This is a genomic window from Kroppenstedtia guangzhouensis (assembly GCF_014637345.1).
In the GTDB taxonomy this organism is placed as follows: Bacteria; Bacillota; Bacilli; order Thermoactinomycetales; family DSM-45169; genus Kroppenstedtia; species Kroppenstedtia guangzhouensis.
Genome location: NZ_BMEX01000002.1, coordinates 342769 through 363760, shown reverse-complemented (window position 1 = coordinate 363760; position 20992 = coordinate 342769). Strand labels below are relative to the sequence as shown.

Annotated in this window: 22 protein-coding genes, 1 other RNA gene and 1 pseudogene; 21 read left to right on the top strand and 3 right to left on the bottom strand. The window is 52.8% G+C overall.

What is annotated here, in order from left to right; genetic code table 11:
- Positions 1 to 19 precede the first annotated feature (19 nt).
- The 3 genes and pseudogenes from ssrS to IEV46_RS04190 all read left to right on the top strand — a co-directional run.
- Positions 20 to 195, top strand: a non-coding RNA gene (ssrS, locus tag IEV46_RS04200) — 6S RNA.
- An 85-nt stretch (positions 196 to 280) separates the two neighbouring features.
- Complete coding sequence (locus tag IEV46_RS04195; protein WP_188430211.1) at positions 281 to 865, top strand: 5' nucleotidase, NT5C type; 585 nt, start codon at positions 281 to 283, stop codon at positions 863 to 865.
- Positions 866 to 1449: 584 nt separating this feature from the next.
- Positions 1450 to 2052, top strand: a pseudogene (locus tag IEV46_RS04190) (M28 family peptidase); the annotation flags it as partial.
- A gap of 24 nt (positions 2053 to 2076) precedes the next feature.
- Here the strand turns inward: IEV46_RS04190 and IEV46_RS04185 are convergent.
- Positions 2077 to 3411 (bottom strand): AAA family ATPase, encoded by a 1335-nt coding sequence (locus IEV46_RS04185; RefSeq protein ID WP_188430209.1) that lies wholly within the window; start codon positions 3409 to 3411, stop codon positions 2077 to 2079.
- A 241-nt stretch (positions 3412 to 3652) separates the two neighbouring features.
- On the opposite strand from IEV46_RS04185, the gene IEV46_RS17990 reads away from it, so the two are divergent.
- The 5 genes from IEV46_RS17990 (at position 3653) to def (ending at position 6878) form a co-directional block, all read left to right on the top strand.
- Positions 3653 to 4492 (top strand): YczE/YyaS/YitT family protein, encoded by an 840-nt coding sequence (locus IEV46_RS17990; RefSeq protein ID WP_229735893.1) that lies wholly within the window; start codon positions 3653 to 3655, stop codon positions 4490 to 4492.
- Positions 4374 to 4745, top strand: a complete 372-nt coding sequence (gene cymR, locus IEV46_RS04180; RefSeq protein ID WP_229735906.1) for a cysteine metabolism transcriptional regulator CymR — start codon at positions 4374 to 4376, stop codon at positions 4743 to 4745. The genes IEV46_RS17990 and cymR overlap by 119 nt, the downstream gene beginning before the upstream one ends.
- 19 nt (positions 4746 to 4764) lie before the next feature.
- Complete coding sequence (locus tag IEV46_RS04175) at positions 4765 to 5907, top strand: cysteine desulfurase family protein (protein ID WP_188430205.1); 1143 nt, start codon at positions 4765 to 4767, stop codon at positions 5905 to 5907.
- A 199-nt stretch (positions 5908 to 6106) separates the two neighbouring features.
- On the top strand, positions 6107 to 6364 hold the full coding sequence (locus tag IEV46_RS04170) for a helix-turn-helix domain-containing protein (protein ID WP_009709674.1): 258 nt from the start codon (positions 6107 to 6109) through the stop codon (positions 6362 to 6364).
- A complete protein-coding gene (def, locus tag IEV46_RS04165) occupies positions 6357 to 6878 on the top strand; it encodes a peptide deformylase (RefSeq protein WP_188430203.1) in 522 nt (173 codons plus the stop codon). The genes IEV46_RS04170 and def overlap by 8 nt, the downstream gene beginning before the upstream one ends.
- Positions 6879 to 7171: 293 nt before the next feature.
- Here the strand turns inward: def and IEV46_RS04160 are convergent, their stop codons facing one another.
- Both IEV46_RS04160 and IEV46_RS04155 read right to left on the bottom strand, forming a co-directional pair.
- Positions 7172 to 8182: an NAD-dependent epimerase/dehydratase family protein gene (locus IEV46_RS04160; RefSeq protein ID WP_229735892.1), complete on the bottom strand. Its 1011-nt coding sequence runs from the start codon at positions 8180 to 8182 to the stop codon at positions 7172 to 7174.
- Between the two features lie 298 nt (positions 8183 to 8480).
- On the bottom strand, positions 8481 to 9080 hold the full coding sequence (locus tag IEV46_RS04155) for a winged helix-turn-helix domain-containing protein (protein WP_188430201.1): 600 nt from the start codon (positions 9078 to 9080) through the stop codon (positions 8481 to 8483).
- A gap of 175 nt (positions 9081 to 9255) precedes the next feature.
- Here IEV46_RS04155 and recD2 point away from each other — a divergent pair, with 175 nt between their 5' ends.
- The 13 genes from recD2 to mltG (IEV46_RS04090) all read left to right on the top strand — a co-directional run bounded on the left by recD2 (position 9256) and on the right by mltG (IEV46_RS04090) (position 20929).
- On the top strand, positions 9256 to 11517 hold the full coding sequence (recD2, locus tag IEV46_RS04150) for an SF1B family DNA helicase RecD2 (RefSeq protein WP_188430200.1): 2262 nt from the start codon (positions 9256 to 9258) through the stop codon (positions 11515 to 11517).
- Between the two features lie 229 nt (positions 11518 to 11746).
- A complete protein-coding gene (locus IEV46_RS04145) occupies positions 11747 to 12247 on the top strand; it encodes a PRC-barrel domain-containing protein (protein ID WP_188430197.1) in 501 nt (166 codons plus the stop codon).
- Positions 12248 to 12264: 17 nt separating this feature from the next.
- A complete protein-coding gene (locus tag IEV46_RS04140; protein WP_188430190.1) occupies positions 12265 to 12462 on the top strand; it encodes a YrzR-like zinc ribbon domain in 198 nt (65 codons plus the stop codon).
- Positions 12463 to 12479: 17 nt separating this feature from the next.
- Complete coding sequence (locus IEV46_RS04135; RefSeq protein ID WP_188430188.1) at positions 12480 to 12695, top strand: hypothetical protein; 216 nt, start codon at positions 12480 to 12482, stop codon at positions 12693 to 12695.
- Positions 12696 to 12883: 188 nt separating this feature from the next.
- Positions 12884 to 13954: an AI-2E family transporter gene (locus IEV46_RS04130; protein ID WP_188430186.1), complete on the top strand. Its 1071-nt coding sequence runs from the start codon at positions 12884 to 12886 to the stop codon at positions 13952 to 13954.
- A gap of 240 nt (positions 13955 to 14194) precedes the next feature.
- Complete coding sequence (locus IEV46_RS04125) at positions 14195 to 14452, top strand: hypothetical protein (protein WP_188430184.1); 258 nt, start codon at positions 14195 to 14197, stop codon at positions 14450 to 14452.
- Entirely contained in the window at positions 14430 to 17063 is a 2634-nt protein-coding gene (gene alaS, locus IEV46_RS04120; protein WP_188430182.1) for an alanine--tRNA ligase, read from the top strand. The genes IEV46_RS04125 and alaS overlap by 23 nt, the downstream gene beginning before the upstream one ends.
- 120 nt (positions 17064 to 17183) lie before the next feature.
- Complete coding sequence (locus tag IEV46_RS04115) at positions 17184 to 17444, top strand: IreB family regulatory phosphoprotein (protein WP_009709661.1); 261 nt, start codon at positions 17184 to 17186, stop codon at positions 17442 to 17444.
- A 48-nt stretch (positions 17445 to 17492) separates the two neighbouring features.
- The gene (gene ruvX, locus IEV46_RS04110) at positions 17493 to 17906 is read left to right on the top strand and encodes a Holliday junction resolvase RuvX (protein ID WP_188430353.1); all 414 of its coding nucleotides are present in this window, start codon (positions 17493 to 17495) and stop codon (positions 17904 to 17906) included.
- A complete protein-coding gene (locus tag IEV46_RS04105; RefSeq protein WP_188430180.1) occupies positions 17899 to 18210 on the top strand; it encodes a DUF1292 domain-containing protein in 312 nt (103 codons plus the stop codon). Before ruvX ends, IEV46_RS04105 begins: the two co-directional genes overlap by 8 nt.
- A gap of 12 nt (positions 18211 to 18222) precedes the next feature.
- Complete coding sequence (locus IEV46_RS04100; protein ID WP_188430177.1) at positions 18223 to 18528, top strand: DUF1292 domain-containing protein; 306 nt, start codon at positions 18223 to 18225, stop codon at positions 18526 to 18528.
- 87 nt (positions 18529 to 18615) lie between these two features.
- Positions 18616 to 19659, top strand: a complete 1044-nt coding sequence (mltG, locus tag IEV46_RS04095; protein WP_188430175.1) for an endolytic transglycosylase MltG — start codon at positions 18616 to 18618, stop codon at positions 19657 to 19659.
- Positions 19660 to 19882: 223 nt separating this feature from the next.
- The gene (gene mltG, locus IEV46_RS04090) at positions 19883 to 20929 is read left to right on the top strand and encodes an endolytic transglycosylase MltG (RefSeq protein ID WP_188430173.1); all 1047 of its coding nucleotides are present in this window, start codon (positions 19883 to 19885) and stop codon (positions 20927 to 20929) included.
- The last annotated feature ends 63 nt before the right edge of the window (positions 20930 to 20992 follow it).

Below are 20992 nucleotides of genomic sequence, written 5' to 3'. Positions count from 1 at the left end.
GTAATATAAAATCACAAAAAGAGCCCTGAGATGTTCGTGAACCACCGACAGTTTTGAGCCAACACCTTCTAAACGGGAGCCTGTGTCATCTGTGAGCGCAAATGCCCTTTCCGGGACTTGTTAACACGGGTGCAGGGCACCCACCTGCCACGAGCAGGTTCAAAACTTAGGGAGCCACGGCATAATGGGGCTCTTCTTTTTTTATTCGTTTTAAAATCCCACTCTTTCTTGGATACTAAAGGGAAGCGGTCTGTGGACAAACTTTTGAAGGATGTTGATCATGAAACTTGGTGTGGATATTGACGGAACGATCAAAAGGACGCAAGAAGCGGCTGTCCGCTGCTTCAACGAAGAACTCAACCGCTCTGTCCGTTGCGAGGAGGTTCGGGATTTTCATCTGGATCGGGCCTACGGTCTGAACCGGAAAGAGGGCAGAAGACTGTGGCGAAAATTGGAGGCCAAAATCTACACTCTTGGGGTTCCCCTGGAAAATGCCGCTCCTGTTCTCCGCGATCTGAAGGAAAAAGGTCATGAAGTCTTTTTCATCACCGCCCGTCCTGGGATTCCGGAGATCACCCGGGTGACGGAGGATTGGCTTCGTAAACACGGGTTTCCTTACGATGGCGAAAACTTGTTTATGGGGTCACAGGACAAAGCGAAGGTGGCCCAAAAGCTCGGTGTGGAACTCTTTTTTGAAGACGCACCACAACATTTGGACCGACTGGTAGCGGCGGGAATCCCTACAGTGGTGATGGATGCGCCCTATAATCGGAATTACCGGAATGAACTGCCCCGGATCACCGGTTGGGACGAAGCAGAACCGTTGATTGAGCAGATGGAGGAGAAAATCAGAAGGAACAGTTGATGTTGATGGAGAAAGGTTAGTCCCTGTTTTGATTCCGCCTTTTCACAGGCGGTTTTTATATGATATACAACATTTCTCCCTGCAACCGGAAGATTCCTGCTTGTCCAAAATCAGTGATGTCGTTATTATCAATGATAGTGAATTGAATTGCCTAAAGATTGGAAATGGCGGGCGGGGGAATCCGCGTGAAGTGTGAAAAAGGGGGGAGTACAAGCATCGGATCAAGGAAGCATACTTTATCCGCGGGAGGTTCATTCAGTTACCCAAAAAACTGAAGGAGGCTTCATCATGAAAAAATTTACGGCATGGGCGCTCTGTATCGCCTTGATTCTGACCTTGGTGCAGGCGCCAGTACAGGCGGCTGCACCTGACAATCCCTCCAAACATGCCTTTGACAATAAGATCATCAAAGGATCCAGGTGGATAATATCTACCGTCACATTCACCATCTGTCCGAGGTGATCGGTCCGAGAGTGGCCGGAACGGATGCTGAACTGCAGACGGTTGAATATTTGGCGGAGGAATTTGAGCGATACGGTTATGATGATGTGCAGGTGCAACCTTTCACCTTTGCCGGTGGAACCACTTCTTACAACGTGATTGCCACCAAGCGGTCCCACCCCAATCATGACACGGGTCAGATCATCGTTGTCGGTGCCCATCATGACTCGGTGCGCAATGCGCCGGGAGCCAACGATGATGCCTCCGGCACAGGTGTACTGTTGGAAATGGCCCGTGTCCTGAAAAACATGCCGACGGATACGGAGATTCGTTTTATCGCCTTTGGTGCCGAAGAGCGGGGTCTTGTCGGTTCCCGCCATTATGCATCCACATTGACCAAGGACGAAGTGGAACGGACGGCAGCCATGTTCCAGATGGATATGATCGGTAGTCGAGACGCCGGGAATTTGACGATGTTTACTGTGGATGGGCAGAAGAATACTGTGACCGACTTGGCTGCCTCTGCCGGCGTGCGGGTGTCACAGAAGATTCCCCCTTTCAGCATGCTGGGACGGAGTGACCATGTACCGTTTTACGAGTTGGGCATACCAGCCGCGCTTTTTATCCATACACCTCTGGAGCCCTGGTACCACTCCCCGGATGACACCATCGACAAGATCAGCAAGGAGAAATTGCAAGATGTGGCCTATATCGTCGGCTCCGCCCTCTACCGGAAAAATAACCCGCCACCTCTTATAGGTGGCGGGTTTTTATTTTTCATCTGGTGGAGATTGTTTCACCCATTGGATGAAATCCTTCAATTTTTTTTCATACCCGATGTCGGTGGGGTGGTAGAAGGTTTTGCCCGTGTGTTCATCGGGCAGGTATTGCTGGTCTACATATCCTCTGGGGAAGCTGTGGGGATACAGATAGCCGACTCCCCGCCCTTGGGCTTTGGCCCCCTTGAAATGGGTGTCCCGCAGATGGGGGGGAACTTCTCCCCGGACTTCCTGTTTCACTGCATCCATCGCTTGGGCGATCCCCTGATAGACGGCATTGCTTTTGGGAGCAGTGGCAATGTAGATCACCGCTTCCGCCAAGGGAATCTGGGCTTCGGGAAGGCCAATATGCTCCACCGCTTGGGCTGCGGCGGAGGCGATCAGGAGAGCCCGGGGATCGGCCATGCCTACGTCTTCGGCGGCGTGGATAAACACCCGCCGGGCGATGAAGCGGGGGTCCTCTCCGGCATGAATCATCTTGGCCAGATAATACAGGGCGGCATCGGGATCGGACCCCCGCATGCTTTTGATAAAAGCTGAGATCGTGTCATAGTGGTTGTCTCCGCCTTTGTCATAACGGACGATTTTACGCTGGATGGATTCCTCCGCCACCTCCGGGGTGATCCGACGAATGCCGTTTTCTTCCGGAGAAGTGGTGGTGACAGCCAACTCCAGAGCATTGAGCATGTTGCGGGCGTCTCCGCCGGCGGCCCGGACGATGTGATCCAGAGCCTCCTCTTCCACCTGAGTCCGGAAGTTCCCAAGACCACGCTCTTCATCTGTGAGGGCGCGGCGGGCCAAGGATTTCAGGTTTTCCTCAGTCAGGGGATACAACTGAAAAAGGCGGGAGCGGGAGAGAAGGGCGGAGTTCACTTCAAAAGAGGGATTCTCCGTGGTTGCCCCGATCAGGATGATTGTTCCATCTTCCACGAAGGGGAGAAGGGCATCTTGCTGGGACTTGTTGAAACGGTGGATTTCGTCGATAAACAGCAAGGTGCGCAAGTTATACATTCCCAGCTGTTCTTTTGCGTCCCGGGTGATACGGCGGATCTCGGCCACCCCGGCGATTACAGCGTTCAACTGTTCAAAACGGGCTTGGGTCGTATTGGCAATCACTTTGGCCAAAGTGGTTTTTCCCGTTCCCGGAGGGCCGTAAAGAAGTATAGATGAAAGTTGGTCCGCTTCGATGGATCGGCGCAACAATTTGCCGTGTCCCAGGATGTGGGATTGACCCACGATTTCGTCCAAGGTGCGGGGGCGCATTCGTGCCGCCAGAGGAGCTGTATTTTCTTTTTCCTGTTCTTGTCCGTAATCGAAAAGATTCATGGAAGATCAGACGCTTGCCGTCACCACAGGATCCTGCGGTCAGCGGTGGCGTCTTCCTCCTTTCTGTTATGCTTTTAAAGCCGGGTGCTGTTTGAAGATATTGTACAATAGAATGGACCGGCTTTTGAAGGGAGTGGGCGGTGCCCTCCCCTTTGCCCTTTCCTTTATGCCAACTTGTGTTACACTAGCTGTGATGTCCTGTTCGGAGGGTTTGATCAACGCGAATAGAAGGGTTGATGATTTGAAATTGGCAACAGGTGAAGAGAAGCGAAGCGTACGAAGCATCCGCCCGAAGGGGCGGCCTTTTCTGATCCGGTGGAGTGCCTTTATGGCGGGGCTCTGGGTGATGTCTTTGGGAATCGCGGTGATGATCCGAGCCGAAATGGGACTGGCTCCCTGGGATGTTTTCCATATGGGACTGGCTTCTGTCACCCCGTTGACTGTGGGAATGTGGTTACAACTGGTCGGGGTGGCGGTGGTGACTCTTGCTGCGGTCATTGCCTGGAAGTTGCCGGGGTGGGGAGCAATCATCAATATGATGTTGATGGGATGGTTTGTGGACGGTTGGTTGTGGACTGGTTGGCTGGAAACCCCGGATTCTCTTTGGGGCCAATCTATCATGTTGCTGACGGGACTGGCTTTGATCGGTCTGGGCAACGGTCTCTACATCGCACCGCGCTTAGGAGCCGGTCCCAGGGATGCGCTGGTGCTGGTTCTGTCGGAAAAGACAGGCTCTCCTCTCAGCCGGGTCCGCCTCCTGTTGGAGGTGGGGGTGTTGATTGCGGGTTGGTTGTTGGGTGGTCCCGTCGGAGCGGGGACGTTGCTTTTTTCGGTGTCGATTGGGCCGATGATGCAACTTTCCATACAATTTTGGGATAAAATGATGAAACAGTGGTTGGGAAGAGGTGACGCGATTGAAAGTATCCACCAAAGGAAGGTACGGATTGACGATCATGATGGATTTGGCGGCCCGGTTCGGGGAGAAGCCGGTTTCGCTGAAAAGCGTAGCCGAGCGGCACAACCTGTCCGAGCACTACCTGGAACAGTTGGTGGCACCCCTGAGAAACGCAGGATTGGTTAAAAGTGTACGGGGAGCATACGGAGGGTATAAACTTTCCCGTTCACCGGAGGAAATTACTGCAGGGGATGTGATCCGTGTCCTGGAAGGGCCGATCAGTCCGGTGGAATTTACAGAGGAAGAAGATCCCGGTCGGCGGGAGCTCTGGCGTAAAATCCGGGACGCGATCGCAGAGGTGATGGACAACACCACCTTGGCGGACCTGAACAGCCATTCCTCCGACGGGGATCAGGATTCCTATATGTTTTACATCTGAAGGATGAAGGTGAAGAAGGATGGCGATATATCTGGATCATGCGGCAACCACCCCGGTGCATCCTCGGGTGAAAGAAGCGATGCTGCCCTTTCTGGGTGAGAAATACGGAAACCCCTCCAGTATTCACGGTTTTGGACGGGAGATCCGCAATGCTGTCGATCGGGCCCGGGACCAGGTGGCCCGAGGGCTGAACGCCGATTCCGGGCAGTTGATCTTCACCAGTGGAGGCACCGAGGCAGACAATCTGGCATTGACCGGTGTCGCCCTCGCTCTTCGAGAACAAGGGAAAGATCATGTGATCACCTCCCGAATCGAGCATCTTGCCGTCTTGGACACGTGTAAATTTTTGGAACGAATCGGCTTCCGTGTCACTTGGCTTACGGTGGATGATACTGGCCGGGTATCTCCGGAAAGGGTGCGGGAAGCTTTGGATGAAGAGACGGCGATCCTCAGTGTGATGTATGGAAACAATGAAGTGGGCACCTTGCAACCGGTGGCGGAGATCGGGGAGATTGCCAGGGAGAACGGGGTCTTCTTCCATACCGATGCCGTCCAGGCCTTCGGTACAGAGAAGATCGATCTGAAAAGTCTTCCCGTGGATCTCTTGACGGTCTCCGGCCACAAGATCAACGGACCCAAAGGAGTGGGCGCCCTCTGGATCGGAAGGAATGTTCCCCTCCAACCCCTTCAACACGGAGGGATGCAAGAGAAGCGGCATCGAGCGGGGACGGAGAACATCCCCGGTATCGTCGGTTTTGGTGAGGCCGCGGAGTTGGCCACTCTTCACCGGGAAGAACACCGGCAACAGACACATTGTTGCCGCAAAGCGATGTTGGAGGAACTGGACGCCGCAGATATCCAGTATTATGTGAACGGTCATCCCGAGCATCATTTGCCTCATATTCTCAACCTCAGCTTTCCGGGAGTTGATACGGAAGTGATGCTGATGAACCTGGATCTGGAGGGAGTGGCCTGTGCCAGCGGCTCCGCCTGCACCTCCGGCACGTTGGAGATCTCCCACGTGTTGGAAGCGATGGGACTGTCGGAGGACCGCATGCGCTCCGCCATCCGGTTTAGCTTCGGGATGGGGAACACCGAGGAAGAAGTGCGGATCGCGGCCCAAAAGGTGGCCAATGTGGTCCGGCGGCTCACCGACAAATAGAGACACCGGGCAATATAGAGAATGAACTCCATCAGCCGGCGAGCATTCGTTGGCTTTTTTGCGTTCAATTGCATTTTCCCCAAGATGGTATAGAAGCCGTCCTGTAATCATGACAACCACTTCACGTTTTGGAGAATTCATGGTATATTTAGCTATTGACTAATTTATTTAGGCTGTAGCTTACATAGGGGGTGAGCGGGTGCTCATATGGATGTTGCGAAAAGTCATGGCAGAAAGAGGCATTTGGAAAGGAACGGAATTGGCCCGTCTGTTGGAAGAAAAAGCAGGATACCGTTTATCCGCACCATCGATCAGCGCATTGATGAACGGATCACCCAAACAGATGAAGGCTGAAACCTTGGATGCCCTATGCACGGCGTTGGAGTGTACACCCAATGATTTGTGGGTTCATACTCCAATAAAAGATTCAACCGGAGAGGAGAAAAAGTATGGCTGAGAGAAATATCTTGCTGTTTGGAGATCCCATCCTCCGAAAGAGGGCCAGACCGGTCCATCAGATCACCCCTAAAATAGAAAAACTGCTGGATGATCTGGCTGATACGCTGTATGCCAAGCCGGGGAGAGCCGCATTGGCCGCCCCGCAGGTGGGGATGCTGTGGAGAGTGATTGTGATTGACGGTGCCGAAGGATTAATCGAGCTGATCAATCCCGAGATCCAAGAGAGTCACGGCGAACAGGTCGGTCCGGAAGCCTGCTTATCGTATCCCGGATATACCGGAATTGTGAAACGGGCGAAGTATGTGAAAGTGAAAACCCTGAACAGACATGGGGAGACATGGTTCCTCGAAGGAGAAAATCACTTGGCAAGATGTATTCAACACGAAATCGATCACTTGAACGGAGTCCTTTTCATCGATCATATTCGAGGAAATCATCTCTACCATGATCAAACCAAACAGCCTGTCCATCTCCTCGATGCACTTCGTTTGGCGGGGCGAAAGCCACAGTGACAGGAGTTTTGTATCCTTGTTTGCTTGACCTGAGAAAAGCCGTTTTCCAGCCAGCGAAATCGGCTGTTTTTGTATCTGAATTCAGTCTCCGTTCCAAAGAGTGGGAGCCATATTGGTTGGCTCCCCTGCAGCATGGGACAGCATCGAATCCCGATTCTGACAAGTCGGTTTTTGTCTCTTTCGATTGTGGGATTTTTGTTTCGACACCATCCCGGTATGGATGATCAACACACCTGCCTATGCCAACAAGCCGGTCTCCGCTTCAGCGGTGGCCGGCTTATTGGCATGGTGGTTCAGGATTTCAGGGTTGCCAGCAACTGTTGTTCCCGTTCCCGGGAGATTCCCGCCTTCCGTTTGAGGGAACGGGGACGGGTTTGGTCCCAGATCAGGGTGTCCTGCATCGTTTCCGCCAGGGTTCGGAGTGAAAGCCCTTCACTGAGAGCTTTTTGGTTCCCGATCTCCAGCATTCCTTGAATCGGACCGTTCTTCTCCACCCAGGGACCGGTTTGGGGGAGCCAGAGAGGAAGTTCCATCCAGGGTTCGACTCCATGTCGATACAGCAGTGCATCCTTCATCCAAATGAGGGAAGCGCGGCTGTTCAAGGCCTGGATGCCGGTCAGCAGAAACTCTTCCATGGTTATGGGAGAGGCGGGGCCGACAGCGTTATAGATGCCGGTTTTCCTCTTTTCTGTGAGGGACAGCATCCAGTCTGCCAAGTCGCGGACATCGATCCATTGCACCTGTCGTTTTGGATGCCCGGGAGCTAGGATTCCTCCCCCTTCTGCCAGCCGGGCAGGCCAGTAGGTGAAGCGGTCGGTGGGATCAAAGGGACCGACGATCAAGCCGGGACGGAGAACGAGGGATCTCCTGGGGAGAGCCTGTTCCACTTCTTTTTCACACATGGCTTTCAGGGGGCCGTAAGTATCCGGGGTGACTTCCTCCGGGGACAGGGATCCCAGGTCAGCCAAGGGGGCGGTCTCATCCTGACCGCTTTGGGCAAAGGCAGCATAGGCGGAAATACTGGAGACAAAAGTGTAATGACCGATGTGATCCGCCAGCAGCCGGGCCGAGTCCCGGACCAGACGGGGAAGATAACCACTGGTATCGATGACGGCGTCCCAATACCGGTCCCGCAAGGGAGAGAGTTCCCCGTCCCGGTCTCCGTGGATGGTTTCCACCTCCGGGAACAGCCCGGGGGCGGTGATCCCCCGGTTGAACAGAGTGACTTCCACTCCTCTGGAGAGAGCGGTTTCGGTCATATGGCGTCCCAAAAAGGAGGTTCCGCCCAGGATCAGCAGTTTCACATGATCTTCCTCCTTTAGAAGATGATCCGGCAATTCATCCGTGGGATTTGGTATCTTCCATTGCCATTTCAGGCAGCCTTTCCTTGGGAGGAAAGGACTGCTCGTGGTTTATGGGTGCCGAAACCGGAGGAAACCTGCCGGATCGTGACAGGGGGCGTGCCCGGTTCATTCCCGGTAACGGTCCAGGTGGAGATGGTGGGCTCTATGAATTTCTCCGAGGTCGGGAGGGAAATTACTGGGTTACTCCCCCTGTTTGGGGAGCTTCCAACTCTTTCCCAAGAGAGAAGATCTTCCTTTTTTACTCATCGTTCTCCTCCTTTTTCGGTTGGGGGTAAACGGTCATCACCATGCGGTAGGACCGGCCGCCGGCACCGGATTGGTACCGGGAGGCCAGTTCTTCCACCAGTCGGACATAATCCCGGACAAAGGCTTCCCGCTCCTGTTCATCAGCCAACCGGATTTCCGTGTCCAAAGAGGCGCTGGGCACCGGTTCCTCCTCTTCCGACTGTTCGATCAGGCGAATGGCGTCACCCCGGACCTTTTCGGTCATGTGGATGAGATGGGCAAGGGTGGTGCGGTCCTTTAATCCTTCCAGTGCCTGTGGACTCAGCCCCAAGGTGTCTGCCAGCAGGAAGGAGCGAGCGATGGATTGGTATAGGACTTCCACCAGATTTTTCACCTGCCGGCTTCCCACCCGGCGAACCAAACCCACTTTTTCCAGGGCCTTCAGGTGGTAGTTCACCCGCTGGGGAGATTCTCCCAAGGCCCGGCCCACCTCTGCGGCGGATGCGGGTTCCGACAAACGGGTGAGGATCTCCCCCCGTAAAGGATGAAGTAGGGCGGCGGCTTGTTCTGGATCTTCCACCCGGTAGGTCTCTTCAATGTATCCGTGGTTCATCAGGGCAGCATCCTTCGAATATGTTTTTTCGTAAAAATATATTATTGCGTAATGGGTTTGTTGTCAATCATTTTTCTCCACTTCTTTCCCCCTTTGTCCCTGAATACATGGAATCGGCGCTGATTTCCCTCTATACTGAGGTAGAGAGAACATCCGATCGGCAGAGGTGCTTGTCATGGAACAACAACCGGGCCTGGATCTCTTTGCGGGGGAAGGATATCTCAAGGGCTCCCTGGTACAGGAGATCTTTTACAATGAAGAAAATCAATACGGTGTGTTTACGTTGCGGGTGACAGAATCCTCCGAACCCCTGGACAAGGAAGAAGTCGTGGTGGTGGGCAATATGGTGCTACCCCATCCCGATGAAACGGTGGTGGTCTACGGAGATTGGAAGGAGCATCCAAAGTACGGTCGCCAATACCGGATCCGTCATATGAAAAAAGTGCTCCCCCAGACCCGGGAAGCTGTCGCCAAATATCTCTCCAGCGGTCTGTTTCCCGGTGTCGGAAAGAAGACAGCGGAGAAGATTGTGGATTTTCTGGGACCCGACGTACTGGAAAAAGCAGCTGTGGATCCCGAAATTCTGAAAAGAGTGCCGGGGATCACAGAGTCACGGGCCAACACGATCGCCGACGGACTCAGGGAGCATCAAGCCCTGGAGCAGGCGTTGGTTCAGTTGTATCAGTTAGGGTTGGGGCCGGCCATCGCTCTCAAAGTAGTGCAAACATACAAGGAAGCCACTTTGGATATCATTCGCCAAAATCCATATCGCCTCATCGAAGAGGTGGAGGGGATCGGTTTTCGCCGGGCTGATGAAATTGCACGGAAGAGAGGGTTGGCGCCGGACTCGCCGGAACGGTTCCAGGCGGCGACCCTGTTTGCCCTTCGGGAAGCTTCACTCTCCCGGGGGCATGTCTATGTGACTGAAGAGCAGTTGACCCGTGAGATCAATGTGTTGTTGACCCCCCAGGGGAAGGATTTGTTTTCTTCGTCGGAGCGAAAGAAGTACCTGGAGCGGATGGCGCAAGAAGAGCGAATCGTCGAAGACCACGGGAAATATTATCTGCCTTCCCTCTTCTACGCGGAACACGGAGCGGCGATTCGGGTGCGGGATTGGCTGGAACAAAAGTTGGAGCCCACCCCCGCTCGGGAGTTGTTTGAGGCGGTGGGAGTAGTGGAGGAAGAGCTGAAAGTTTCTTATGCGGATCGGCAACGGGAAGCCATGACTATGGCCGTCGACTCCCCGGTGATGATCTTGACCGGGGGTCCCGGAACGGGGAAAACAACAGTGATCCGCGGTATCTGTCATCTTTTTGCCAAACTGAACGAGTGCTCTTTGGATCCGGCTCACTATGAGACGTCGGGTAAGCCTTATCCCATTCGTTTGGCAGCTCCCACAGGTCGGGCGGCCAAGCGGATGTCGGAAGCGACGGGTCTGCCGGCGATGACCATTCATCGGCTGCTTGGCTGGAAGGGAGATTTTTTTGAACGGGATGCGGATCATCCGATCGAGGGGTCTCTGTTGATTGTGGATGAGGTGTCCATGTTGGATATTTGGCTGGCCAATCAGCTGTTTCGGGCCGTGCCCCGGGGGATGCAGGTGGTTCTGGTGGGGGATGATGACCAGCTTCCCTCCGTTGGACCGGGACGGGTACTTCAGGACTTGCTTCAGGTGGAGGCGATCCCCAGGGTGGAATTGACGGAGATTTATCGTCAGGAGGAGGGTTCCTCCATTATCGGGTTGGCCCACGCCCTGAAAAAAGGGGAAGTGCCTGACGATTTGACGGATCCCATGCCGGATCGCCGTTTTTTTCCCTGTAACCGGGATCAAGCAGTGGATGTGATCCTACAGACGTACCAACAGGCGCTTTACAAAGGGTATACCCTGTTTGATGTACAGGTGCTGGCTCCCATGTACAAAGGGGCGGCAGGGGTGAACCGGATCAACGAAGAGATCCGCCAAGCAGTGAATCCGGCCAAGCCCGGCCGCAAAGAGATCCGCTGGGGTGAGTCGGTCTTTCGTCATGGAGATAAAGTTCTCCAGTTGATGAATCACCCCGAGCATCCAGTCTACAACGGGGATATGGGTCTGATCACGGCGATGGACGAGGAGGCGGGAAAGGATGAACCGGTGCTTTGGGTGCAGTTTGACCGGCAAGAAGTCCCTTATAAGCGAAGTCAATTGAATCAACTCTCCCTGGCTTACGCTTGTTCGGTTCACAAGGCACAGGGGTCGGAGTTTGCCATTGTCATCTTTCCCGTCTTGAAGGCGTACCGACGCATGTTGAAACGAAATCTGATTTACACCGGGATCACGCGCAGCAAATCTTACCTGATTTTATGTGGAGAGAAAGAAGCCTTGGATGAAGGAGTGAGGCAAGGGGAACGGGAGGAGCGGAACAGCCAGCTGGCCGATCTGATCCAACTGGAATGGTAGGGCGTAATAACCGGAAAATGGGCGGAGAAGGGGGCGTGTATTGCCATCGCGAGAACTGGAGCGAAACAATCCTGGTGAGACTTGTGCCCCATGGGTGCATCGGTCGCGTGGTAACACACGATCTCCTCAAACAAAAGATGGCGAATCAACAGCTCTGAATGGTAAGGATCCCCCAGCATGGTGATCGGGAAGGGCTCCATACTAAGAGAAGCGGAAGGAGTGAGGTTCCTTGCGCAAATCTCAGGACGTCATCGGTCTTCCGGTCATCCATGTGGGAACGGGCAAACGATTGGGTACAGTTCGGGATCTGCTGTTTGACGAGAATCAGCGGATGGTTGGGCTGTTGTTGGAAAACGGGGGATGGATCCGAAAGGGGCGCTATCTCCCTTTCACAGGAATCTCCTCGTTGGGTGCCGACGCAGTGATTGTGGACAGCGGTGCGGACATCCGCCCGCTGGAAGAAGGGGAGAGGGGCTGGTTCGGCCTGCTCACCGGCCAGCGTAAGCTAAAAGGGCGCTCGGTAATGATGTCCAACGGGCGTGAGCTGGGAATGGTGGAAGATGTCTATTTTATGGAGGATATGGGAATCCTGATGGGGTACGAGTTGTCCGATGGATTTATCAGCGATCTTCGTGAAGGGCGGAAAGTGTTTCGCCCAAACTCCCCCCTAACCTGGGGAGAGGATGTGCTGATCGCATCCATGGAGGGACAACTTTCCCAGGACGTATGAGAAAGTAGGGATTTCCGATGCTCCGCTGTCCCAATTGCCGAACCCATGATTTGGGAAAAATCGGAACCAACCAGTTTTATTGCTGGGGGTGTTTTATTGAATTGTCGGTGGCCGACGGGAAGATCACTTCCATCCATCAAGTGGAGGAAGACGGCACACTGAGTTCGTTGAACGATTTGTTTTTTGATCGGAACCAGGATTCCATTTCCATGTAATCAGGAGGGGGATTGTTATGAAACGCTCGATCCTGTCCGCCCTGTTCATCAGTTCTGCCGCAGTCCTGTTGTTCCGTCGCTCCCGTCAAAACCACTCCATCATGGATCAAATGATGGAAAACATCCAGAGACGTGCTCCCGGATGGATGCGAAACATGAAACTGAGTGCGGCGATCACCGGGATTATTTCTCGAACCATGGGAAGGAAAATGATCCGCCGTTTCAGCCGCTGACCCATCCTTTGTCCCGTTCATTGGATACCTGATACCCCTTCTGAGACAGTTATAAGCGAAGGCAGTCTTTGAAAAAGGCTGGATGACTGCACCCCCGGAAGCGTCAGCTTCCGGGGGTTTTACGATTGGTTGGGTAAACGCCGGGGGTTGGACATATACTGAATCAAGAAGTCCGGGGAGGTGAACCTATGGATCGGTTGACGCAAAGCCGTTGGCTGGGAACGGCTTTGCTGATTCTAGTGATTTTAGGCATTCTTTTTTTGCTGGTTCAGATTGAACCGCTGATCCGGGCGGTATTTCTCTTTGTCAAAGCGGTGTTGGGTCCTTTTCTGGTCGCAGTAATCATCTCCTATCTTCTGAATCCGGTGGTCAATCTGTTGGCCAACCGTTCCCTTCCCCGCTCCCTGGCTGTTCTGCTGATCTACTCTTTGTTCATCGGTGCAATCGCCATCGTTTTGACCAATCTGGTTCCACTGTTCAATACACAATTGGCCGAGCTTTCCGAACACCTGCCGGAATGGAACGCCCGGGTTCAGTCCTGGATCGATCAATACAACCACAGCAAAGATTCCCTTCCGGAGAGCGTCCGGCTGGGAATTGAGAAGTCCCTCGATCGACTGGAAGGGGCTGTCACTGACGGGGTGGGAAATCTGATGGATTCCCTGGGATCCACCCTTAATCAACTGTTCCTGGTGGTGATCATTCCCTTCCTTGCCTTTTACATGTTGAAAGATGTGGACGTGATCGAAAAGTCAGTGATTACATTGCTTCCCGTCCGTCGTCGGAAGGAAGTGCTCCACTTGTTTCGGGATGTGGATGAAGCTTTGGGCAATTACATCCGGGGACAGTTGCTCGTCTGTGCCGGTGTGGGTATATTGGCTTATATCGGGTATCTGATTATTCACTTGCCCTATGCCCTGATTCTCGCCATGCTGGTGGCTGTCTTCAATGTAATTCCGTATCTGGGTCCCTTTTTCGGAGCGCTCCCTGCATTGTTGGTGGCGATGACCATCTCTCCTGAGAAGATGATTGCAGTCATCATTGTCAATCTGCTAGTTCAGACGGTGGAGGGAAATATTCTCTCCCCCCAGATCGTGGGCAAGACTCTGCATATGCACCCTTTGTTTATTATATTTGCCCTCTTGGTGGGAGGGGAAGCGGGTGGAATCATCGGCCTGATTTTGGCGGTTCCCTTCTTTGCCGTGGTCAAAGTGATTGTGGAACATGTGGTGGATCACTACACGAAAAAACAGTCCTGAAGTAGGTATGAAGTGAGGGTCATTCGTAGTATAATAGGCAAGACAAACTGTTTTCATAACTCGTAAATGCGTTGATGGAACCGAAGTAAACCGGATGCCCGTCCAGAGAGAAAGGTCCCCGGCTGAAAGGCCTTTTGCGGAAGCAACGGTTGAAAGCCAGTTCCGGAGTGCGGGTGGAGCCCGCCGGCGACGCCAAAGTGTATCTAATTTCAAGTCCGCGATGTACAGGGAGAGGCCGGTGTGAGCCGCGCAGATTTTTTGTACTCATCAGTACAAGTCTCGCCTTGCGCTTTGTCCAAGGGATCGGAGACGGCCCTCACCCTGCCCGGCCCCGGCAAGGGGTTTACCGGACACGCCTGCGCCGTTATCTTTTTCGAGAGACCTCCGCCTGGAATGCGGGGTAATCGGGGTGGTACCGCGGGAACCTTTCTCGTCCCTGAGGGGATGAAAGGTTTTTTTATTTTGGTTGAAGGGGATGAAACCGATGAAGGGGAATGAAATTCGGCAAAAATTTCTTGACTTCTTCAAGGAGAAAGGACATCGGGTGGAACCCAGCGCTTCCTTGGTGCCGGTGGACGACCCGTCTCTCCTGTGGATCAACAGCGGGGTGGCCACGTTGAAGAAATACTTCGACGGCCGGGTGAAGCCAGAAAATCCCCGGATAGTCAACGCTCAAAAATCGATCCGGACCAACGATATCGAAAATGTAGGGTACACGGCCCGTCACCAGACCTTTTTTGAAATGCTGGGCAACTTCTCCATCGGTGATTATTTCAAGGAAGAGGCCATTCATTGGGCCTGGGAGTTTTTGACAGATCCTGCCTGGATGGGGATGGATCCCCAACGACTTTCAGTCACCATTCATCCCGAGGATGATGAAGCTTATCGGATCTGGCATGAACAAGTGGGGATTCCCAAAGAACGAATCATCAAACTGAAAGAGAATTTCTGGGATATCGGGGAAGGACCCAGCGGACCCAACACGGAGATTTTCTACGATCGGGGGGAATCCTATGGGGCTCCTGATGATCCGGAATGCTATCCCGGGGGGGAAAATGAACGCTATCTGGAGGTTTGGAACTTGGTCTTCTCCCAATACAATCACAATCCCGACGGTAGCTACACCCCTTTGCCCAAGAAGAATATCGATACCGGGATGGGCCTGGAGCGAATGGCATCAGTCATGCAGGATGTCCCGACCAATTTTGACACGGATCTTTTTCAGCCCATTATCCAAGCTATATGTGAAAGGGCCGGCGTCAAATACGGGACCGACCCGAAAAAGGACACTGCACTCAAAGTGATCGCTGATCATATTCGCACGCTGGTGTTTGCCATCGGTGACGGGGTAACTCCTTCCAATGAAGGGCGGGGGTATGTACTGAGACGGCTTTTGCGCCGGGCGGTCCGATATGCACGCACCTTGGGAATTCAACAGGCTTCACTTTATGCTTTGACTGATGTGGTGGCCGGGATGATGGAGGAGTTTTATCCGGAGCCGGCCCAAAAGAAAGACTTGATACGCCGGGTGATCAAAAAGGAAGAGGAACGGTTTTTGGAGACTTTGTCCGAGGGATTGCATCTTCTGGAAATGAAGGCGGCAAAACTACGGGTAGAGGGAAAAAGGGAAATCAGCGGTTCAGATGCGTTTACTCTTTATGACACTTATGGGTTTCCGTTGGACCTGACAGAAGACTTTGCCCGTGAAAAGGGATTGACAGTGGATACGAAAGGGTTTGAGCAAGCGATGGCCCGCCAGCGGGAACGCGCCCGAAAAGCCCGTCAGGATGAAGGGAGCATGCAGGTCCAAGGTGGCGTCCTGGCTGAGTTGGATGTGGACACCCGCTTTATCGGGTACACCTCCCGCAGTGCCGAGACCCAAGTGGTCGCTATCATCCATAATCATCGTTTGGTGGAGGAGGTGGATGAAAGAAAAAGCTGTTTCGTCTTGTTGAAGGAGACCCCCTTCTATGCTGAAAGCGGGGGACAGGTGGGAGATCGTGGGGAGATCCTCACACCTGGGGCTCGGCTGGTCGTGGAGGATGTAAAAAAAGGGCCCAGAGGGGAGCATATCCACCAGGTTCGGGTGGAAGAAGGAACTCTGCATCAGGGAGACCCGGCACGTGCTCGGATAGACCATGGATTCAGGGAAGATGTGGTGAAGAACCACACGGCCACCCATTTGTTGCACAAAGCTTTAAAAGAAGTGGTGGGCGACCATGTGAATCAAGCGGGTTCCCTGGTGGCACCCGACCGGCTCCGCTTTGATTTCACCCATATGGAGCCTTTGACCGAGGGGCAGAGACGGGATGTGGAAGAACAGGTCAATCAACAGATTTGGGCCAACATCCCGGTGGAAACCTTTGAAAAGGAACTGGAAGAGGCCAAAGCGATGGGAGCGATGGCTCTGTTTGGCGAAAAATACGGAGACCGGGTGCGTGTGGTCCGGGTGGGGGACTACAGTCTGGAGCTTTGCGGTGGCACCCATGTCCGCCAGACGGGAGAGATCGGACTCTTCAAACTGGTGAGCGAAGGGGGGATCGGGTCCGGCATCCGTCGTGTAGAAGCGGTGACCGGACGTCAAGCTTATCGCCACCTTGAAAACAGGCTGGATATCCTGGAAGAGGCTGCCCGCCGTCTCAAAACCCATCCCACTGAAGTGGTGGAGCGATTGGATACATTTCAGAGTCGAATGAAGGAATTGGCCAGGGAGAATGAATCCCTTCGATCTAAACTGAATCGGTTGGAAGGGGAGAGCCTTGCCCGACATGTGGAGGAAGTAAACGGGGTTCCGGTATTGATGGCCAAAGTGGATGTTCCGGACATGGAAGGATTGCGACAGATGATGGATGATTTGAAACACCGGATTTCCCGGGGAATCATTCTCCTCGGAGCGGCGGGTGAAGGAAAAGTGCAGTTGGTGGCCACTGTCTCTTCCGATTATGTAAAGGCGGGATTCCATGCCGGAAAATTGGTCAAGGAAGCGGCCTCCCACTGCGGTGGAGGAGGTGGAGGACGACCGGACATGGCTCAAGCCGGGGGAAAGCAACCGGAAAAATTGGATGAAGCTTTGGCTGCCGCAATGGAATATATTAAACAGCAGGGATAACAAATTCCCTTCTCCCCCATTTCGAGAAACCAATTTCATGAAAAAGAGGGAATGAATCCAACAGAGCGAATGGTTAACAGAAAGACGGCCATTAGATAGAAAGAGGTGTTAAGACTGTCCATGGATAAAACAATGAAATTTGACTTCCGTGGAGAGGATCAGGAAGCGAATCCCCGTGAAGTGTTGTTGATGGTATACTCCGCTCTCAAAGAGAAGGGTTACAATCCGATCAACCAATTGGTGGGATATCTCCTCTCCGGAGATCCAGCATATATCCCTCGGCACAATAACGCCCGTGCCTTGATCCGCAAGCTGGAACGGGATGAACTGTTGGAAGAGCTGGTGAAAACTTTTCTGGAATCCAATCAGCAGCAAGATTGAGGGGAGAAAGAATATGGATGGTCAGGGGCGAATCGATTGACCAGAATTATGGGATTGGATCTGGGAGAAAAACGGGTGGGAGTCGCGGTCAGCGATCCGATGGGGTGGACCGCTCAGGGGGTGGATGTCCTCCATCGCGATCACCCCGGTTGGATGGACCGCCTCGCCCAACTGATTGAGGATTATGAAGTGGAAGCCCTTGTCGTGGGCCTTCCCCGCAATATGGACGGTTCCATCGGAACGAAAGGGGAAGCCTGCAAGCAATGGGGGCGGGAGTTGGAAGAACGTTTTCAAATTCCGGTCAAACTCTGGGATGAACGATTGTCCACCGTTGCAGTGGAAAGGACCTTGATCGATGCCGATCTGAGCCGTCGCAAGCGGCGAAAGGTGGTTGATCGGATGGCAGCCTCCTGGATTCTGCAAGGGTATCTGGAAGCCCAAAGGAGGAATAGAGATGAGTAAGAATGGAAATCATGAAGATGAACAGGAAATGGTCGTCATCAGCAATGAGGAGGGTCAGGAGGAAACCTTTGAGGTACTCTTCCGGTTTGAGCAGGATAATGGTCATAAATACATTCTGCTCACCCCTGCTGACGAGGCAGAGGGGGAAGATGACGAGACGGTGGAACAGGAGGTTTATCCTTTCCGTTATGAAGAGGACGGGGAGAATATCAACCTGATCCCGATTGAAGACGAGAGTGAATGGGACATGATCGAAGAAGTCTTACACACATTGGAGACGGAACTGAATCATGAAGACGGATGATGGGTGATTTTTTTGGAGACACAGCGTGAAAGAATGGCCAGAAAACTGAATACCCTCGAAAACGAATGGGGAGAGGAACTGACTCTGGTGGATGAAGAGGGGGTCTACCCCGATTCCCGTTATCGGATTTTGAGGGAATTGGAAGTGGATGGACGCCATTACGCAGTGTTGAGCGCTTCCGAAGAGCGAGACCCGGATGCCTTTATCTTTCGGGTCAGTCAAAAAGATGGAGGACCTCGTCTGGAGCATGTGGATGATGAGGATGAATGGGATCATGTGACGGATGCACTAGACGATATGCTCTATTTGGGCGATTGATGTCGAATGACGGGGGTCACCCCCGTTTTTTTTTGTGGGACATGTGATAACATAAGGAGGGCAAAACAGAAGAAGGAGCACCCATGAATGAAATGGCTGATGCGTATCATTTATACTTTGGTTCTTTTTTCTGCATGGTCTTTTCTGGCTTATCTGTATGTTGATCATTCCCTCGGTTCTCCCAAGCGCTCCCGGTCTGTCCAAATGGAGATCAAATCCGGGACATCCACGGCAGAAATCGGCCACATGCTGAAGGAACAAGGTTTGATCCGCAATGATTGGTTTTTCAGTACATATGCGTGGCTGACGGGTAAATCCAAAGGGTTGCAGGCGGGAGTATATGAGATCCCTCCGGATGTGAACGTCAACGAAATTCTTGACATCATCACCAAGGGACGCCAAAATACAGTCACGGTGACCATTCCCGAAGGTTACACCCTTGAACAGATCGGTGAAAAGTTGGAACAAAAAACTCAATTTTCCAAAGAAGATTTTATTCGGGCAGCGGAAGAAGAGGAATTCGAGCAGGACTTCCTTCGGGAAGTTCCCACTGATGCGCAACGGCGCTACCGTTTGGAAGGTTATCTCTTTCCCAGCACCTATAACATCCCCAAAACCGCCAAGCCCAAGGATGTGATCAATATGATGCTGGGCCAATTCCACAATAAGATGGAGGAACACCAGGTGATGGAGCAACTGGAGAGTAAAAACCTGACCCTGGACAAATGGGTGACCATTGCCTCGATTGTGGAACGGGAAGGTCAGGCGAAACAGGAGTTTCCAAAAATTGCAGGTGTGATCTACAATCGTCTGAATAAAAATATGCGGCTGCAGGTGGACGCCACGATCCAATATGCCCGTGGTGCCCAAAAGGCCCGTCTCTCCTACGATGATCTGAAACTGGACAGTGTCTATAATACGTACAAGATCGACGGTCTCCCTCCGGGAGCCATCTCCAACCCCGGAGAAAGAGCGCTCCTCGCCGCTCTGAAACCGGATAAACACTCCTACCTTTATTATGTGACCAAAAAGGACGGCACAGGAGAACATTACTTCGCCGAAACCTTTGAACAGCATCGGCTTTACATCAAACAGAGCAAAAAGACGCAGATGCAAAACAGCGCGAACTAGCAGCGTTGTGAAAAACCACATCACAGGGAGGGGTGGGTTTCACTTGTGATTTTGGCAGTTCAGAACAGCGAAAAGGGCATGTGAAACCCCATCCCGCCGCCACGCACTAAATCATAAAGCTTCCAGCAGTTTTCCTCTGTTTTCGTTCATAGGGCGGATTGTCCCGACAGCAGGGGTATGGTAACGTAAGGGACGAAAAACATCAGGAGAGGAAGCAACCACCATGAAATGGTTACTCCGTCTATTCTTTACCTTCCTGATGGTGGGGTTATTTTCCGCCTTGGGATATTGGTATGTGGAACACAGCCTGTCTCCCTCCACAGTGAAACGTCCGGTGGAGGTGGAAGTGAAACCCGGTGACTCGATTCTGGATGTGGGCCGGGAATTGGAAAAAAAAGAGCTAGTCAAAAATGATTTCCTCTTTGTTGCATACGCCTATCTGAAAGGAAGAGCGAAGGACCTGAAGGCCGGGGTGTATGAAGTGCCTGCGAGTTCGGGTACTCCTGAAATCCTGAATATTTTCACTGACGGTTCACAAAATGTGATGCGATTGACCGTCCCGGAAGGATTTACGGTGGAGAAGATCGCCGCTGAATTGGATAAAAAAGGGTTGGACGGGGATGAATTTCTCAAGGCGGTAAACCGTAAAGAGGATTATCCCGACTCTTTTGTGAAGGAAATTCCCACGGATCGGAAGCGGCGTTATCAATTGGAGGGGTATCTGTATCCCATCACTTACAACTTGCCCAAAGGAACCGATTCCAGGAAACTGGTGGAGAAAATGCTGCAACAGTTTGAGCGAAATATGGAGCGGGAAGGGATTCGGTCGAAGTTGAAAGAGCGCAATCTGACGGTGGACGAGTGGGTGACCATTGCTTCTATCATTGAAAGAGAAGGAAAAGTGGAGGAAGAATTCCCACGGATCGCCGGAGTGATTTACAATCGTCTGAAAGCGGACAAAAAATTGCAAGTGGATGCTACAGTGCAATATGCCTTGGGCGAGCAGAAGGCCCGGTTGCTGTACAAGGACCTGGAGATCAAAAGCCCGTATAACACATATCGGATCAGAGGATTGCCGCCGGGACCCATCTCCAACCCGGGCCCCAAGGCGCTCCGTGCCGCACTGGAACCGGAAGAACATCCTTATTTCTTTTATGTGACACGCAAGGACGGCTCCGGACTCCATTATTTCGCCCGAACGGAAAAGGAACATTTGAAGAACATCGAGCGAAGCAAAAAAGAAGCCGTCAAAGAGGATGGCTCCCAGTGAAGAGTTGTCAAAAAACCGATAGGACGACAGCCCCCCGATGTTGCGGACCGGGGGGCTGTCCTC

Coding starts and splice junctions, on each gene's coding strand:
- IEV46_RS04195 (WP_188430211.1), top strand. CDS start 281: ATGAAACTTGGTGTGGATATTGACGGAACGATCAAAAGGACGCAAGAA.
- IEV46_RS04185 (WP_188430209.1), bottom strand. CDS start 3,411: ATGAATCTTTTCGATTACGGACAAGAACAGGAAAAAGAAAATACAGCT.
- IEV46_RS04175 (WP_188430205.1), top strand. CDS start 4,765: ATGGCGATATATCTGGATCATGCGGCAACCACCCCGGTGCATCCTCGG.
- def (WP_188430203.1), top strand. CDS start 6,357: ATGGCTGAGAGAAATATCTTGCTGTTTGGAGATCCCATCCTCCGAAAG.
- IEV46_RS04155 (WP_188430201.1), bottom strand. CDS start 9,080: ATGAACCACGGATACATTGAAGAGACCTACCGGGTGGAAGATCCAGAA.
- recD2 (WP_188430200.1), top strand. CDS start 9,256: ATGGAACAACAACCGGGCCTGGATCTCTTTGCGGGGGAAGGATATCTC.
- IEV46_RS04140 (WP_188430190.1), top strand. CDS start 12,265: ATGCTCCGCTGTCCCAATTGCCGAACCCATGATTTGGGAAAAATCGGA.
- IEV46_RS04135 (WP_188430188.1), top strand. CDS start 12,480: ATGAAACGCTCGATCCTGTCCGCCCTGTTCATCAGTTCTGCCGCAGTC.
- IEV46_RS04130 (WP_188430186.1), top strand. CDS start 12,884: ATGGATCGGTTGACGCAAAGCCGTTGGCTGGGAACGGCTTTGCTGATT.
- alaS (WP_188430182.1), top strand. CDS start 14,430: ATGAAACCGATGAAGGGGAATGAAATTCGGCAAAAATTTCTTGACTTC.
- IEV46_RS04115 (WP_009709661.1), top strand. CDS start 17,184: ATGGATAAAACAATGAAATTTGACTTCCGTGGAGAGGATCAGGAAGCG.
- ruvX (WP_188430353.1), top strand. CDS start 17,493: ATGGGATTGGATCTGGGAGAAAAACGGGTGGGAGTCGCGGTCAGCGAT.
- IEV46_RS04105 (WP_188430180.1), top strand. CDS start 17,899: ATGAGTAAGAATGGAAATCATGAAGATGAACAGGAAATGGTCGTCATC.
- mltG (WP_188430175.1), top strand. CDS start 18,616: ATGAAATGGCTGATGCGTATCATTTATACTTTGGTTCTTTTTTCTGCA.
- mltG (WP_188430173.1), top strand. CDS start 19,883: ATGAAATGGTTACTCCGTCTATTCTTTACCTTCCTGATGGTGGGGTTA.